Here is a 15,323-nt window from a genome sequence, read left to right on the forward strand (position 1 = left end):
GTTCACTTGTCGCCGAATCGGCCGAAAAAACATCCGACGAAGCGTCAGGTCTTTTCCGTCACAGTAGTTTCACAATGCCATATGGGCTCGGCTATTGTGCCGCTCCACCCCTCTATATACTAGTGGGCTGTACGCAAACCTGACTCGCCTGTCCAGTTGTCCAGCGCCTCCCCCGAACCGGGTCGCTTTGAGCGGAATCCTGAAATGAGCCAACAGTTTCAACACGATGTTCTGGTAATTGGCAGCGGTGCTGCCGGCTTGAGCCTTGCGCTGACCTTGCCCGGTCATTTGCGTATCGCCGTACTGAGCAAAGGCGACCTCGCCAATGGCTCGACTTTCTGGGCCCAGGGCGGTGTCGCTGCCGTCCTGGATGACACCGATACTGTCGAATCCCACGTCGATGACACTCTCAATGCCGGCGGCGGCCTGTGCCATGAAGATGCCGTTCGCTTTACCGTCGAACACAGTAAAGAAGCGATTCAATGGCTGATCGACCAAGGCGTGCCGTTTACCCGCGATGAACAATCCAGCACCGAAGACGGTGGATTCGAGTTTCACCTGACCCGCGAAGGCGGCCACAGTCATCGCCGCATCATCCATGCCGCCGATGCCACAGGCGCGGCGATTTTCCGTACCTTGCTGGCCCAGGCCAAAGAACGGCCGAACATCGAGCTGCTGGAACAGCGGGTTGCTGTCGACCTGATCACCGAAAAGCGCCTCGGCCTGGAAGGCGATCGTTGCCTGGGTGCCTACGTACTCAACCGTGGCACCGGTGAAGTCGATACCTACGGCGCCCGCTTCGTGATCCTCGCCTCCGGCGGCGCCGCCAAGGTCTACCTCTATACCAGCAACCCGGATGGCGCCTGCGGTGATGGCATCGCCATGGCCTGGCGTTCGGGCTGTCGGGTGGCGAACCTGGAATTCAACCAGTTCCACCCCACCTGCCTGTATCACCCGCAAGCCAAGAGCTTCCTGATCACCGAAGCCCTGCGCGGCGAAGGTGCGCATTTGAAGTTGCCTAACGGCGAACGCTTCATGCAACGCTTCGACCCGCGGGCCGAACTCGCTCCGCGCGACATCGTCGCCCGGGCCATCGACCATGAGATGAAGCGCCTGGGCGTCGATTGCGTCTATCTGGACATCAGCCACAAGTCCGAAGACTTCATCAAGACGCACTTTCCGACGGTATACGAACGCTGCCTCGAATTTTCCATCGACATCACCAAGCAACCGATTCCGGTGGTTCCGGCCGCGCATTACACTTGCGGCGGCGTGATGGTTGACCAGCAAGGTCGCACCGATGTGCCGGGGCTTTATGCGATTGGCGAAACCAGCTTCACCGGCCTGCATGGCGCCAACCGCATGGCCAGCAACTCGTTGCTGGAGTGTTTCGTCTACGCGCGCTCGGCTGCCGCAGACATCGTTGAGCAATTGCCGCAGATTTCGGCGCCCATCGCCCTGCCCGCCTGGGATGCGAGCCAGGTAACCGATTCCGATGAAGACGTGATCATCGCGCACAACTGGGATGAATTGCGGCGATTCATGTGGGACTACGTCGGCATCGTGCGCACCAACAAGCGCCTGCAAAGGGCTCAGCACCGGGTGCGTCTGCTGCTGGATGAAATCGACGAGTTTTATAGCAACTACAAGGTCAGTCGCGATCTGATCGAACTGCGTAACCTGGCCCAGGTGGCCGAATTGATGATTTTGTCAGCCATGGAGCGCAAGGAGAGTCGCGGCCTGCATTACACCCTCGACTACCCGAACATGCTGCCAGTGGCGCTGGACACTATTCTGGTGCCGCCCACCTACGCCGACTGAACTTGAGCCGGACCCGCAGGCGTCGGTGCACATCCGCCGCCTGCGAATCCCGGGGCACGCAAATGGCCCGGACTCGCCGCTCTCCCCGCAGACGAAAACGCAACACCACCACCAACGGTAGCGCCAGGCTGTCCGGCCGCAGCTGTACCGCTTGCCATCCCGCCGCCTGACTCCATAACTCCCAGCCCTCGGCATTACGGCGCAAACCGCAGAACGCCTGTGGGTGCGTCAGCAAAATCTGCCGTGGCAGCGCCCAAACGCCGTGCAACAAGCAGCACGAAGCGCCGAGCAGACTGACCCAGAGCGGTATGTCGAGAAGGAACAGCGAACCCAGCGCGAACAGCTGAGCCAATAGATACACCGCCAGCAACTGCCGTGAGGCATGCCAGCGGCATTCGAACGAATTACTTGGGCTGGACACGATCCAGAATCATGCGAACCATGCGCTGAAGTTCCGGATCTTCCGATTCGTTGCGTTCCATGAACCAACCGAACATGTCCTGATCCTCGCATTCCAGCAGGCGGACGTACAACGCGCGATCCACCTCGTTCAGACCTGCGTAAACCTCTTTCACAAACGGCACCAGCAACACGTCAAGTTCAAGCATGCCGCGGCGGCTGTGCCAGTAGAGGCGATTCAGTTCAACATCTTCGACCATGGAGCGCTCCTCAAATAGGCCGCAAGTATACAGGCCCGCGTCTCGTCGAACAGTCGGCTTTGGTCGGTCACCGACGATCCTTTGTGAACTACCCATTTCGAAGGCGCCCCCTTATCATGTCCGCCAGACTCTTTATCCTGCGATGACCCATGGCCGATTCCGCTTTTTTCTGCACGCTGTCTCATGAAGGTGTTCTGGCGGTCCGCGGCGCGGACGCCAGCAAGTTCCTGCAAGGCCAATTGACCTGCAACCTCAATTACCTCAGCGACACCCAGGCCAGCCTCGGCGCGCGCTGCACGCAGAAAGGCCGGATGCAATCGAGCTTCCGCATCCTGCTTGAAGGTGACGGTGTGTTGCTGGCCATGGCCAGTGAGTTGCTGGAGCCACAACTGGCGGACCTGAAAAAGTACGCGGTTTTCTCCAAGTCCAAATTGACCGATGAAAGCGCTGCCTGGGTCCGCTTCGGTATCGAGCACGGCAATGCTGCGCTGAAGAGCCTCGGGCTTGACCTGCCGGCAGACACCGACAGCGTTGCGCGCCATGACGGTTTGATCGCCATCCGCGTTTCGCCAGATCGCGCCGAACTCTGGGTCGCCGTGGATCAAGCCGCCAGCATCAAGGGCAAGCTGTCGGCCCTGCTGGCCGAAGGCGATCTGAATCAGTGGCTGCTGGGCCAGATCCGCGCCGGGATCGGCCAGGTGATGCCGAACACCCGTGAGCTGTTCATCCCGCAGATGCTCAATTTGCAAGCCATCGGTGGCGTAAGCTTCAAAAAAGGCTGCTACACCGGCCAGGAAATCGTCGCGCGGATGCAGTACCTGGGCAAACTCAAGCGTCGCCTGTACCGCGTGCAACTGGATGCCAGCAAACTGCCTGAACCCGGCACCCAGCTGTTTTCCCCGAGTCATAACAGTGCAATCGGCGAAGTGGTGATGGCCGCCAACGCCGAAAATCACATTGAACTGTTGGCAGTGCTGCAAGCCGAAGCTGCGGAAGGTGGCGATATCCACGTGGGCGCCCTCGACGGCCCGGCGCTGCACTTGCTCGACCTGCCTTACCAACTGGACCGCGACCGCGAAATCCAGCGTTAACCGCAGTACTTTTTGCGACACCTAGAGAAACGAAATGAGTGAGCTGGCGGAAAAGGTCCAACAGGATTTGGTTGAGGCCATCGATAACGATGACCTGGTTCTGCCAACATTGCCGGAAGTGGCGTTGCAAATTCGCAAGGCCGCTGAAAACCCGGAAATCAGTATCAGCAGTTTGAGCAAAGTGATCGGTCGCGATACCGCGCTGTCGGCGCGCCTGATCAAAGTGGTCAATAGCCCCCTGCTGCGCGCGACTCAGGAAGTCACTGATTTGCACACGGCGATCACACGCCTGGGCATCAACTACAGCAGCAACCTGGCAATCGGTCTGGTCATGGAGCAGATTTTCCATGCCAGCTCCGAGGTGGTGGAACAGAAAATGCGCGAAGTCTGGCGCAAAAGCCTGGAAATCGCCGGTGTCAGTTATGCGCTGTGCCGCAGCTATACGCAGCTCAAGCCCGATCAGGCGGCCCTTGGCGGGCTAGTGCATCAGATCGGTGTGTTGCCGATCCTGACTTACGCCGAAGATCACTATGAACTGCTGTCCGACCCGGTCAGCCTCAATCATGTGATTGACCGCATTCATCCATTACTCGGCGACAAGCTGCTCAGGGTCTGGGAGTTTCCGGAGATGCTGGTACAGGTGCCGCTGCTCTATCAGAACTTCAAGCGACAATCGGCGCAGATCGACTATGTCGATCTGGTGCAGGTGGCGAGTCTGTATTGCCACAAGGACACCGACCATCCGATTTCGCGCATTGATCCTTTTAGCGTGCCGGCTTTCGTAAAACTCGGGATTGATCCGGACAACAAAGCGATGTGTGCGGATCTGGAAGAAACGCGGTCGATGTTTTACTGATCAGAAACCGCGTCGCCTTCATCGCCAGCAGGCTGGCTCCCACATTGGACCTTTGTTACACCACACATCCCTGTGGGAGCCAGCCTGCTGGCGATGGGGCCAGAACAGGCTCCCTCACTCCCCGGCAATAAAACTCACCCGCACTTTCAACCCCGCCTGCTCGCCATCGTGCAGGCTGATCTGCGCCAAATGCGCGCGGCAGATCTCGCCGACGATCGCCAAGCCCAACCCTGACCCCGCCACTTGCTGGTTGCGCCGGTAAAAGCGTTCGAATACTCGATCACGTTCTTCAAGGGGAATCCCGGGACCATCGTCTTCAACTTCCAATATTGCCGGGGCCGAGACCCGCAGAATGACGTTGCCGCCCGGCGGCGTATGGGCCAGCGCGTTGTCCACCAGATTGCTCAACAGCTCGTTCAGCAGCGTCGGTTCACCGCGCAGCCAGACCGGTTCGTCAGCCTCCAGTGCCAACGCCACACCACGTTTGTGGGCCAGCGGCGCCATGGCCATGCCCAGTTCACGGGCCAATTGACTCAGGTCCAGCAACTGCGCACCGCCCTCGGCAATCGCCCGAGCGCCGTTTTCGACCCGCGCCAGCGATAGCAACTGGTTAGCTAGATGAGTCAGGCGATCGGTGCCTTGAGCAGCAGTTTCCAGCGTGTTGCGCCAGGTTTCGGGTTCGCTCGCCCGCAAGCCCAGTTCCAGTCGTGCCTTGAGGGCCGCCAACGGGGTACGCAGTTCATGGGCAGCATCAGCGATGAACTGCGCCTGCCGCTCGAACTGCCCACGCAAGCGTTCGGTGAAGTGATTGAGCGCGCGCACCAGCGGCCACAACTCGCGCTGGACTTCCACCAACGGCAGCGGACGCAAATCGTCGGACTGCCGCTCTTCCACCGCCGTGCGCAAACGCTCAAGCGGACGCAGCGCTGCGCTGACAGCAAACCACACAATCATCAACGCACCGATCGCCAGCATACCCAGGCGCAGCAAGGTATCGGCCGCCAGGCTGCGAGCCATGCTGACCCGCGCCTCATCGGTCTCGGCTACGCGGATTTCCGCCATGCCGTTCATATTCGGTTCGCTGACCGCCTTGAGCAGGCTCACCACTCGGACATTCTGCCCTTGATACGTCGCATTGTAGAACCGCGCCAGCGCCGGATAGTTATCGGTGCGCGGCGTTCCCGGAGGTGGCGCCGGCAGATTTTCGTAGCCGGAAATCAGCTTCTGATTGATGTCATTGACCAGATAGAAAATCCGCCCGGCGCTGTCGTAGGCAAAGGTATCGAGCGCCACGTAAGGCACGTCGAGGCTGAGACTGCCGTCACGCTCGGAGAGGCCCGCGGCGATGGTCCGCGCCGAGGCCAGCAAGGTGCGGTCGTAGGCGGTATCCGCAGCTTCGCGACCGTTCCAGTACGCGCTCAGTCCACTGGCCAGCATCAACACCACCAGCAGCAGCGCCAGGTTCCAAAGCAACCGCCAGCGCAGGCTGCTCGGCTTATGCATCGCGGCTTTCCAGCAAGTAGCCGAGACCACGGAAGGTCACGATAGCGACCGGCTGGCCATCGAGTTTCTTGCGCAAACGGTGCACGTAGATTTCGATCGCATCGGGGCTGGCTTCTTCGTCGAGACCGAAAACCTGTGAGGCCAGTTGTTCCTTGCTCATCACCCGGCCGGGACGGGCGATCAGGGCTTCAAGCACTGCTTGTTCGCGAGAGGTCAGGGTCAGCAGTTCTTCACCGAGAGTGAAGCGCCGAGTGTCGAGGTCATAAGCCAACACTCCGCAACGCTGCAAGCGCTCACCACCCAACACGCTGCGACGCAGCAAGGCTTTGACCCGTGCTTCGAGTTCGGTGAGTTCGAAAGGCTTGGCCAGGTAATCGTCGGCGCCGAGGTTCAGGCCATGCACCCGATCCTTGACGTCGCTGCGGGCCGTCAGCATCAACACCGGCAAGTTCTTGCCGCGAGCGCGCAGTCGCGCGAGCACTTCAAAACCATCCATGCGCGGCAAGCCGACATCGAGAATCGCCATGGCGTATTCCTCGCTGCCGAGCGCCAGGTCGGCCGCCACGCCATCGTGCAGCACATCCACGGTCAAGCCGGTGCTCTTGAGCGCCTGGGCGACACTTTCGGCGAGCTGCAGATGGTCTTCGACGAGCAGGACACGCATGGATCTTTACCTCATTCAGGGATGGTCGACGCCATTCTTTGGCGCGGAGTTTACAGCTGCATCGGGCGCTGTGAAGCCTGAAAAATCGTGAAAGCCTTCTGAAAGGTTAGTGAAAGGTTGGGCCGTTAGAGTCTGGTTACGGAATGTTTCGACTGCCGACATTCCAGCCATTGTTTGCACTTGCTGTGAAATGTAGCTCCCGAAAAACGCCATGAAGCGTTTTCGCCAATAAGAACAATAACCGAGGTACTGCACCATGCTGTCGACACAGCTCCAGGCTTGCCCGCCCCAATTCTTCCTTAGCTCCCCATCGATTACGCTTGCCAGCGCCGAAGCCGGCTGCTCGTTGCTCGACCCCTGCGGGTCCGAACTCGCCTGCACCGCGCGAAATCGTCGCACCTGAATCATCTCGAAAAACAACAACTCCCGTGGAGACAAAAATGAATCGATCACTGCGCCGTTTCGCCCTCGCCGCCAGCTGCGTGCTGTTTGCCGGTCAACTCATGGCCGAACCCAAACGCCCGGAATGCATCGCCCCGGCCTCGCCGGGTGGTGGTTTCGACCTGACCTGCAAACTGGCGCAGAGCGCGCTGGTCAACGAAAAACTGCTGACCAAACCGATGCGCGTAACCTACATGCCCGGCGGTGTCGGCGCGGTGGCGTACAACGCGGTGGTCGCCCAGCGTCCGGCCGATGCCGGCACGCTGGTCGCCTGGTCCAGCGGTTCGCTGTTGAACCTGGCCCAAGGCAAATTCGGCCGTTTCGATGAAACCAACGTGCGCTGGCTCGCCGCCGTCGGCACCAGCTACGGCGCCATCGCAGTGAAAAGCGATTCGCCCTACAAGACCCTCGACGACCTCGTTCAGGCACTGAAGAAAGATCCGAGCAAAGTGGTCATCGGTTCCGGTGGCACCGTTGGCAGCCAGGACTGGATGCAAACTGCGCTGATCGCCAAGGCCGCCGGGATCAACCCGCGTGACCTGCGTTACGTCGCCCTCGAAGGTGGCGGTGAAATCGCCACTGCCCTGCTCGGCGGTCACATCCAGGTAGGCAGCACCGACATTTCCGACTCCATGCCGCACATCCAGAGCGGCGACATGCGCCTGCTCGCGGTGTTCTCCGACAAGCGTCTGGACGAGCCGGAAATGAAGGACATTCCAACCGCTCGCGAGCAAGGCTATGACATCGTCTGGCCGGTGGTTCGCGGTTTCTACCTGGGGCCAAAAGTCAGCGATGAAGACTACGCCTGGTGGAAAGACTCCTTCGACAAACTGCTGGCTTCACCCGAGTTCGCCAAGCTGCGCGACCAGCGTGAGTTGTTCCCGTTCGCCATGACCGGCCCGGAACTGGACACCTACGTGAAGAAGCAAGTCGCCGACTACAAAGTGCTGGCCAAAGAGTTCGGCCTGATCCAGTGATCGTCTCTGTCTAGCGGCCGCGGCTCCGTTTGGCGGAGCCGCGGCACAGGAGTTCCCCATGCTCTTACAACGCATTTTTGCTTCGGTGCTGTTGCTGGTCTGTCTCGGCCTCGCACTGATGGCATGGCCGTATCAAGCGGCTTTTTCCTACGAACCGGTAGGACCTCGGGCCTTTCCACTGCTGATGCTCGGCCTGATGGGGTCGGCCCTTTTGTACATGGTGTTTCGTCCCGCGCCGATCAAACACAGCGATGACGAGCCGCCACTCGACCGCGAAACCCTGACCAAGATCGGCATCTGCGTCGCACTGTTGCTGGTGTTCGCCGGCACTTTCGAACCCCTGGGCTTCATCGTCGCCAGCATCATCACCGGTGTTCCGATGGCACGCCTGTACGGCGGCCGTTGGGTGCCGAGCATCGTGATCATCAGCCTGATGGCTGTCGGTCTGTACTTGCTGTTCGACCGTTTGATGGACGTACCGCTGCCCCTCGGCCTGCTCAGCGTTCTGGAGAACTGATATGGATACTCTTGGCTATTTGGGTCAGGGCTTCGGCGTCGCGCTCAGCCCGTACAACCTGGTGACCGCCCTCTGCGGCACCCTGATCGGCACCGTCGTTGGCCTGTTGCCGGGCCTGGGTCCAATCAACGGCGTGGCATTGCTGATCCCGATCGCATTCGCCCTCGGCCTGCCACCGGAATCGGCACTGATCCTGCTGGCGGCGGTGTACCTGGGTTGCGAATACGGCGGCCGGATCAGCTCGATCCTGCTGAACATTCCGGGCGAAGCCTCCACCGTGATGACCACCCTCGACGGCTACCCGATGGCCCGCAAAGGCCTGGCCGGTGTCGCGCTGTCTCTGTCGGCGTGGAGCTCGTTCATCGGCGCGTTTATCGCCACTTGCGGCATGGTGCTGTTCGCCCCGCTGCTGGCGAAATGGGCGATTGCCTTCGGACCGGCGGAATACTTCGTGCTGATGGTGTTTGCGATCGTGTGTCTGGGCGGCATGGCCGGCGACCGACCGTTGAAGACCTTTATCGCAGCGCTGATCGGTCTGTTCCTGTCGACCGTCGGCATCGATGCCAACAGCGGCGTCTATCGCTTCACTGGCGATAACATTCACCTGACTGACGGCATCCAGTTCGTCGTGCTGGTGCTGGGCCTGTTCTCCATCAGCGAAATTCTCCTGCTGCTGGAAAAAACCCATCACGGCCAGGAAGCCGTAAAAGCCACCGGCCGGATGATGTTCAACTTCAAGGAAGCAGCATCGGTGTTCGTGGTGAACATTCGCTGTGGCGTATTGGGCTTCATCATGGGCGTGTTGCCGGGTGCCGGTGCGACGCTGGCCAGTGCCGTGGCCTACATGACCGAGAAGCGCATCGCCGGTGCCAGCGGCAAGTTCGGTGAAGGTGACGCTCGTGGCCTCGCGGCGCCGGAAACCGCCATCGGCGGCGCGGCCTGCGGTGCACTGGTGCCGATGCTGACCCTTGGCGTTCCAGGTTCGGGCACCACGGCGGTGATGATCGGCGCACTGTCGCTGTACAACATCACCCCGGGTCCGCTGTTGTTCCAACAGCAGCCCGATATCGTCTGGGGCCTGATCGCCTCGTTGTTCATCGCCAACGTGATGCTGGTGATCCTCAACATCCCGATGATCCGCATCTTCACCCGCATCCTTGCCGTGCCAAACTGGGCACTGGTGCCGGTGATCGCGATCATTACCGGGATCGGCGTCTACGCGGTGCACGCCACCACATTCGACCTGTTCCTGATGATCGGTATCGGTATCTTCGGCTACATTCTGCGCAAGCTGGACTTCCCGCTGTCGCCGCTGTTGCTGGGTTTCATCCTCGGAGGTTTGATGGAGCAGAACCTGCGCCGTGCCCTGTCGATTTCCAACGGTGCGCTGGAAATCCTCTGGTCGAGCCCGATCACTTTCGGTTGCTGGGTCCTCACGGCGATCATGCTGCTGATGCCGCTGATCCGCATCTGGCGCAAACGTTCGGCCGCGCAACGCGCTATCGCCGATGTCTGATCGGGTCCCCTTCAAAAACTGGTGGGGAACCCCGCTGGTCGGCCTGCTGGGCGGTTATCTCGCCAGCCAGGTCGGCTGGCCTTTGCCGTGGATGGTCGGCTCGTTGCTGGCGATCATCCTCGTGCGCTGCCTGACACCGTGGCAACTCGCGGAAATCCCTGGCGGCCGCAAGTGCGGCCAGTGGATCGTCGGCATCGGCATCGGCCTGCACTTCACCCCGGTGGTGATGGAACAGGTACTCAGTCATTTCGGTTTGATTTTCTTTGGTGCGTTGGTCACCAGCCTGTCGGCGGTCGTCGGCGTGTGGCTGATGCGGCGTACCGGTGAAGATCGGGCCACTGCGTTCTTCTCCAGCATGCCTGGTGGTTCCGGAGAAATGGTCAACCTCGGTGCGCGTAACGGCGCAGTGCTCAGCCGAGTAGCCGCAGGTCAGAGTTTGCGCGTGCTGGTGGTGGTTTTGTGTGTACCGGCAGCGTTCAAGTATCTGTTGGGTGACGGTGCACCGATTTCCCATGCCGGCAGCATCGATTGGCGCTGGCTGGCGATTTTGTTTCCCGCCGGCGCGCTGGTCGCCTGGATCTGGGAACGTCTGCGTCAACCCAACCCATGGCTGTTCGGACCCTTGCTGGTCAGTGCGGCGGTGAGCATCGGTTGGGATCTGCATATCGGATTGCCAAACGGTGGCAGCCAGATCGGCCAGTGGCTGATCGGCAGCGGCTTGGGCTGTCACTTCAACCGACAGTTTTTCCGTCGCGCACCATCGTTCATGGGCCGGACCTTGATTGGTACGGTGTTAACCATGTTGATCGCGACCGCAGCGGCGCTGGGCTTGAGTGCGCTGACCCATCTGGACCTGCGTTCACTGACGCTGGGCATGATGCCCGGCGGGATTGCGGAGATGAGCCTGACGGCGGAAACCCTGCAATTGTCGGTGCCGTTGGTGACGGCGATGCAGGTGATGCGGCTGTTGTTTGTGTTGTTTCTGGCGGAGCCGTTGTTCAAGTATTGGAACCGCGATCCGGATTCAGACTGATAGACCGAGTCGCCTTCATCGCGGGCAAGCCCGCTCCCACAGTGACTGGTGTCGTACACAAATTTTGTGTGCAACTCAGAACCCTGTGGGAGCGGGCTTGCCCGCGATGGGCGTGACTCGGTCTACTCGCTTAAACCGGCGGCAAGCGCCACTCAATCGGCGTCTCGCCATTCTGCTCCAGAAACTTGTTGGTCCGGCTGAAGTGCCCGCAACCCAGGAAGCCGCGATAGGCCGACAGCGGCGACGGGTGCACCGAGGTCAGCACCAGATGCTTGGTGGCATCGATCAGCTTCTGCTTGCTCTGCGCATGGGCGCCCCACAGCATGAACACCAGATGTGGCTGCTGCTGGCTGACCACTTCAATGATCCGGTCAGTGAAAAACTGCCAGCCCTTGTCTTTGTGCGCATTGGCGTTTGCGCGCTCGACGGTCATGGTGGTGTTGAGCATCAACACACCCTGCTCAGCCCAGCTCTGCAAGTAACCGTGGCTGGGGATGTCGATGTTCAGGTCCCGCTTCAATTCTTTGTAGATATTCACCAGCGACGGCGGCGCCGGTACGCCCGGTTGCACCGAGAAGCACAAGCCATGGGCCTGGCCCGGGCCGTGGTACGGGTCCTGTCCGAGGATCACGACTTTGACCTTGTCCAGTGGCGTGGAATTGAGTGCGTTGAAGATCATCGGGCCCGGTGGATAGATCTCCTTGCCGGCCGCCCGCTCCTGTTGCAGAAAGTTTCGCAACTCTGTCATGTAGGGCTGGTCGAATTCGGCACGCAGGGCCTCCTTCCAGCTCGGTTCGAGTTTGATACGGTCGTCAGCAGTCATGGTTACATCCGGCAAAAACAATGGGGCGAACCCTAGGAAAGCGCATCACGCTTGTCAATTGATCTGACACAGATCCGGCACTTTCCTACACAGCGATCATACTTAACCCTCAATTTCCCGATCGAGGTCACGATGAATCTGCACTTCGAAGAACTCACCGGCACCGACGGCGCCCGCATCGGCGTCGCCACGCTGGATGCCGAAAAATCGCTGAACGCGCTGTCCTTGCCCATGATCAACGCCTTGCGCGACCGACTGGATGCCTGGGCCAAAGAGCCGCAAATCGTTTGCGTGCTGCTGCGCGGCAACGGCGCCAAAGCCTTTTGCGCCGGTGGTGAAGTGCGCAGCCTGGTTGAGGCCTGTCGCGCCCATCCCGGCGAAGTGCCGCCGCTGGCCGCGCATTTCTTTTCCGCTGAATATCGCCTGGACTTCAGCCTGCACACCTATCCCAAACCGCTCATCTGTTGGGGGCACGGTTATGTGCTTGGTGGCGGCATGGGTCTTCTGCAAGGGGCAAACATCCGCATCGTCACGCCGAGCAGTCGGCTGGCCATGCCTGAGATCACCATCGGTCTGTACCCGGACGTCGGCGCCAGTTGGTTCCTGTCGCGCCTGCCCGGCAAGCTCGGATTGTTCCTCGGCCTGACCGGCGCCCACATGAATGCTCGCGATGCGATCGACCTGGACCTGGCCGACCGTTTCCTGCTCGATGAGCAACAGGAACAGCTGATCGAACGCCTGCTGCAATTGAATTGGCAGGAACAGACACCTATGCAGCTCAACAGTCTGCTCAAGGCCTTGCAACAGGAAGCCGTCGAACAGATGCCCGAGCCCCAGTGGCTGCCGCGACGTCAGCGCATTGATGAATTGCTGGATGTCAGTGACGTGCGTTGCGCATGGAAAGCCATTAGCCCATTGCGCGATGACACCGACCTGCTGCTCAGTCGCGCCGCCCGGACCATGAGTGAAGGCTCGCCGCTGACCGCTCATCTGGTCTGGGAACAGATCGCCCGCGCCCGGCACTCGTCGCTGGCCGAAGTCTTTCTGATGGAATACACGCTGAGCCTCAATTGCTGTCGTCATCCGGAATTCAGCGAAGGCGTGCGTGCGCGATTGATCGACAAGGATCAGAAGCCGCATTGGCACTGGCCGGACATCAACAATGTGCCGGATGCGGTGGTGGAGGCGCATTTCCACAAGGTGTGGGAAGGTCGACACCCGTTGGCGGATTTGTCGGAATATTGAATTCCGGGCATAAAAAAAGCGGCGATTGATGCGCCGCTTTTTTGTGGACGGTTAACGGTGACTGCCCCGGCCGTCGTGATCGCCGCGTCCGTTATGGTCGCCTCGACCGCCATGGTTGTTGTTGCGCCCGCCATTGCCACGGTAGTCATTGTTCCAGCCACCACGGTTGCGGCCGTCCCAGCCATGATTCTGGTGCGCCCGGTAGTCGGGTCGCGACTGGTAGTAACGGGGTGCCGATTGGTAATAGCGCGGCGCTGGTTGATAGACCCGCGGCTGGTGGTAGTAGCGCGGCGTTGGCTGGTAATAGCGCGCAGGTGGCGCGTAATAACGGGCTGGCGGTGAGTAGTAACCGCCATTGGAATAGTAGGAATTACCGCCAGCGTAATAAGCCGGCGCTGGTGAGGTGTAAACCTCGGAACTGTAGTAACTGACTCCTCCGTCGGAATAAGGCACGCATCCACCAAGGGACAAACCCGATACAGCAATCAGTAGAATGGTTCGCAGCTGTTTTAGACAGAGCATGGCGGCCTCCTGGACCGCGGGTGAGCCACACCAGCGACGCTGGCAGGCGACAGTCAATTATTCGGTGACTGTCGAAGGATCAGACATCGAATTCGGAATCTGGTGCGTTCCTGCAACAAGTTGAAACATCTCGCCGATGAAAGGTTTTTCATCTATTCATGCGCTGATTAATGGTGCCCGTGACGATATCCACCGCCGTAATAACGAGGCCCGAGGATCGTTCCGAGCATGATCAGCGGCTGATGACGCTACATCTCAGTGCACCGATGCACCATCTCAACGCAACCTCACGTTCGCCCTGCCCCCCGTGGATATTCAACACCCCCGCGCTAGACGCATTCCCCGGACTTGGCACGCCTCTCGCTTTAGCAATCCCGTGCAGGAGTCATCACAGGTTCGCGGCACCACAATTTGCAATGGCTGACTAGGGTTCCGGCTCGCAATCGCGAGTGACTGGTCCGAGAGTTGGCGACCTCCAGTTGAGGTTACACGGCGGGACAAAAGCCCGGGAGACAAGCCACCGTTCGCGGTGCCGCGTTGCCTCCTGCCCGCCCTTGATCAACTGGAGATTTCGAAATGTCCCGACTACGTTTCCCCGCCTTGCTCGCCGCCGCGTTTGCAGCGTTGCTCAGCACCCAGTCCCAGGCTGCACAGAAAGACCAATTCAGCGTCTGCTGGACGATCTACGCCGGCTGGATGCCGTGGGAATACGCCGGCAGCCAAGGCATCGTCGACAAATGGGCGAAGAAGTACGGCATCAAGATTGATGTGGTGCAGCTCAACGATTACGTCGAATCGATCAACCAATACACCGCCGGCCAGTTCGACGGCTGCACCATGACCAACATGGATGCGCTGACCATTCCGGCCGCAGGTGGCGTCGACAGCACCGCACTGATCGTCAGTGATTTCTCCAACGGCAACGACGGCATCGTGCTCAAGGGCGAAGGCAAGAAAGTCGCCGACCTCAAGGGCATGGACGTCAATCTGGTCGAGCTCTCGGTCTCTCACTATCTGCTGGCCAGGGCCCTGGATTCGGTGGACCTCACCGAGAAAGACCTGAAAGTGGTCAACACCTCCGACGCCGATATCTCGGCCGCCTTCAACACCGACCAAGTCAACGCCGTCACCACCTGGAACCCGATGCTCTCGGACATCAAGGCCAAGCCTGCGGTGACCGAAGTCTTCAACTCCAGCCAGATCCCCGGCGAAATCATGGACATGATGGTGGTCAACAGCGCCACCCTCAAAGACAACCCGGCCCTGGGCAAAGCGCTGACCGGCGCGTGGTTCGAAGTGGTCGAGTTGATGAACGCGAAAAACGCCGCCAGCAAAGCCGCACTCGAACACATGGCCAAAGCCTCGGGCACCGACCTTGCAGGTTTCCAGGCACAACTGGACACCACCAAGCTGTTCGCCACGCCGAAAGAAGCCCTGGCGTTTTCCACCAGCAAGCAACTGCCGGAAACCATGCGTAAGGTCGCCGAGTTCTCCTTCCAGCACGGCTTGCTGGGTGAAGGCGCCAAGGACACCAGCGCGGTCGGCATGGCCTTCGCCAACGGCGTGACCAGCGGCGACAAGGGCAACCTCAAGCTGCGCTTCGACCCGAGCTACGTACAAATGGCTGCCGACGCCAAGTTGTAAGAAGAGGACTT

16 protein-coding genes and 1 riboswitch are annotated in these 15,323 nt (G+C 60.1%); of the genes, 9 read left to right on the forward strand and 7 right to left on the reverse strand.

Going from position 1 to position 15,323, the window contains the following annotated elements; genetic code table 11:
* Positions 1-204 precede the first annotated feature (204 nt).
* Entirely contained in the window at positions 205-1,821 is a 1,617-nt protein-coding gene (nadB, locus tag ACW9JC_RS04360; RefSeq protein WP_338585218.1) for an L-aspartate oxidase, read from the forward strand.
* Here the strand turns inward: nadB and ACW9JC_RS04365 are convergent.
* Positions 1,790-2,242: a protein YgfX gene (locus ACW9JC_RS04365; RefSeq protein ID WP_338585217.1), complete on the reverse strand. Its 453-nt coding sequence runs from the start codon at positions 2,240-2,242 to the stop codon at positions 1,790-1,792. The genes nadB and ACW9JC_RS04365 overlap by 32 nt on opposite strands.
* Complete coding sequence (locus ACW9JC_RS04370) at positions 2,226-2,480, reverse strand: FAD assembly factor SdhE (RefSeq protein WP_150705051.1); 255 nt, start codon at positions 2,478-2,480, stop codon at positions 2,226-2,228. The genes ACW9JC_RS04365 and ACW9JC_RS04370 overlap by 17 nt, the downstream gene beginning before the upstream one ends.
* Positions 2,481-2,629: 149 nt before the next feature.
* On the opposite strand from ACW9JC_RS04370, the gene ygfZ reads away from it, so the two are divergent.
* Together ygfZ and ACW9JC_RS04380 are read left to right on the forward strand one after the other, a co-directional pair.
* Positions 2,630-3,571 carry a CAF17-like 4Fe-4S cluster assembly/insertion protein YgfZ gene (gene ygfZ / locus ACW9JC_RS04375; RefSeq protein ID WP_457453812.1) on the forward strand — a complete coding sequence of 314 codons (942 nt, stop codon included), beginning with the start codon at positions 2,630-2,632 and terminating at the stop codon, positions 3,569-3,571.
* 34 nt (positions 3,572-3,605) lie between these two features.
* A complete protein-coding gene (locus ACW9JC_RS04380) occupies positions 3,606-4,427 on the forward strand; it encodes an HDOD domain-containing protein (protein ID WP_338585215.1) in 822 nt (273 codons plus the stop codon).
* 114 nt (positions 4,428-4,541) lie between these two features.
* Here ACW9JC_RS04380 and ACW9JC_RS04385 read toward each other — a convergent pair whose 3' ends face one another.
* The 3 genes from ACW9JC_RS04385 to ACW9JC_RS04395 are packed head-to-tail and all read right to left on the reverse strand — an operon-like array spanning position 4,542 to position 7,047.
* Positions 4,542-5,930: a sensor histidine kinase N-terminal domain-containing protein gene (locus ACW9JC_RS04385; RefSeq protein ID WP_457453815.1), complete on the reverse strand. Its 1,389-nt coding sequence runs from the start codon at positions 5,928-5,930 to the stop codon at positions 4,542-4,544.
* A complete protein-coding gene (locus tag ACW9JC_RS04390; protein ID WP_075947499.1) occupies positions 5,923-6,594 on the reverse strand; it encodes a response regulator in 672 nt (223 codons plus the stop codon). The genes ACW9JC_RS04385 and ACW9JC_RS04390 overlap by 8 nt, the downstream gene beginning before the upstream one ends.
* Before the next feature lie 15 nt (positions 6,595-6,609).
* On the reverse strand, positions 6,610-7,047 hold the full coding sequence (locus tag ACW9JC_RS04395) for a hypothetical protein (RefSeq protein WP_457453817.1): 438 nt from the start codon (positions 7,045-7,047) through the stop codon (positions 6,610-6,612).
* On the opposite strand from ACW9JC_RS04395, the gene ACW9JC_RS04400 reads away from it, so the two are divergent.
* Genes ACW9JC_RS04400 through ACW9JC_RS04415 form a run of 4 tightly spaced genes read left to right on the forward strand, consistent with a single transcriptional unit; the run spans position 7,035 to position 11,078 of the window.
* Complete coding sequence (locus ACW9JC_RS04400) at positions 7,035-8,012, forward strand: Bug family tripartite tricarboxylate transporter substrate binding protein (RefSeq protein WP_457453818.1); 978 nt, start codon at positions 7,035-7,037, stop codon at positions 8,010-8,012. The two genes, ACW9JC_RS04395 and ACW9JC_RS04400, sit on opposite strands and share 13 nt — an antisense overlap.
* Before the next feature lie 58 nt (positions 8,013-8,070).
* Entirely contained in the window at positions 8,071-8,529 is a 459-nt protein-coding gene (locus tag ACW9JC_RS04405) for a tripartite tricarboxylate transporter TctB family protein (RefSeq protein ID WP_448106691.1), read from the forward strand.
* A gap of 1 nt (position 8,530) precedes the next feature.
* The gene (locus ACW9JC_RS04410) at positions 8,531-10,045 is read left to right on the forward strand and encodes a tripartite tricarboxylate transporter permease (RefSeq protein WP_416127937.1); all 1,515 of its coding nucleotides are present in this window, start codon (positions 8,531-8,533) and stop codon (positions 10,043-10,045) included.
* Positions 10,038-11,078 carry an AbrB family transcriptional regulator gene (locus tag ACW9JC_RS04415; RefSeq protein ID WP_457453819.1) on the forward strand — a complete coding sequence of 347 codons (1,041 nt, stop codon included), beginning with the start codon at positions 10,038-10,040 and terminating at the stop codon, positions 11,076-11,078. Before ACW9JC_RS04410 ends, ACW9JC_RS04415 begins: the two co-directional genes overlap by 8 nt.
* A gap of 130 nt (positions 11,079-11,208) precedes the next feature.
* On the opposite strand, the gene ung is transcribed toward ACW9JC_RS04415, so the two are convergent.
* Positions 11,209-11,901: a uracil-DNA glycosylase gene (ung, locus tag ACW9JC_RS04420; RefSeq protein ID WP_075947504.1), complete on the reverse strand. Its 693-nt coding sequence runs from the start codon at positions 11,899-11,901 to the stop codon at positions 11,209-11,211.
* Positions 11,902-12,033: 132 nt separating this feature from the next.
* Here ung and ACW9JC_RS04425 point away from each other — a divergent pair, with 132 nt between their 5' ends.
* On the forward strand, positions 12,034-13,146 hold the full coding sequence (locus tag ACW9JC_RS04425) for an enoyl-CoA hydratase/isomerase family protein (RefSeq protein WP_457453821.1): 1,113 nt from the start codon (positions 12,034-12,036) through the stop codon (positions 13,144-13,146).
* A 51-nt stretch (positions 13,147-13,197) separates the two neighbouring features.
* On the opposite strand, the gene ACW9JC_RS04430 is transcribed toward ACW9JC_RS04425, so the two are convergent.
* Positions 13,198-13,668, reverse strand: coding sequence for a hypothetical protein (locus ACW9JC_RS04430; RefSeq protein WP_448106687.1), 471 nt, complete (start codon positions 13,666-13,668; stop codon positions 13,198-13,200).
* A gap of 413 nt (positions 13,669-14,081) precedes the next feature.
* Positions 14,082-14,182: riboswitch (guanidine-I (ykkC/yxkD leader) on the forward strand.
* A gap of 62 nt (positions 14,183-14,244) precedes the next feature.
* Here ACW9JC_RS04430 and ACW9JC_RS04435 point away from each other — a divergent pair.
* Positions 14,245-15,312 (forward strand): putative urea ABC transporter substrate-binding protein, encoded by a 1,068-nt coding sequence (locus ACW9JC_RS04435; protein WP_457453824.1) that lies wholly within the window; start codon positions 14,245-14,247, stop codon positions 15,310-15,312.
* The last annotated feature ends 11 nt before the right edge of the window (positions 15,313-15,323 follow it).

Source organism: Pseudomonas sp. SDO5591_S426 (assembly GCF_054070755.1).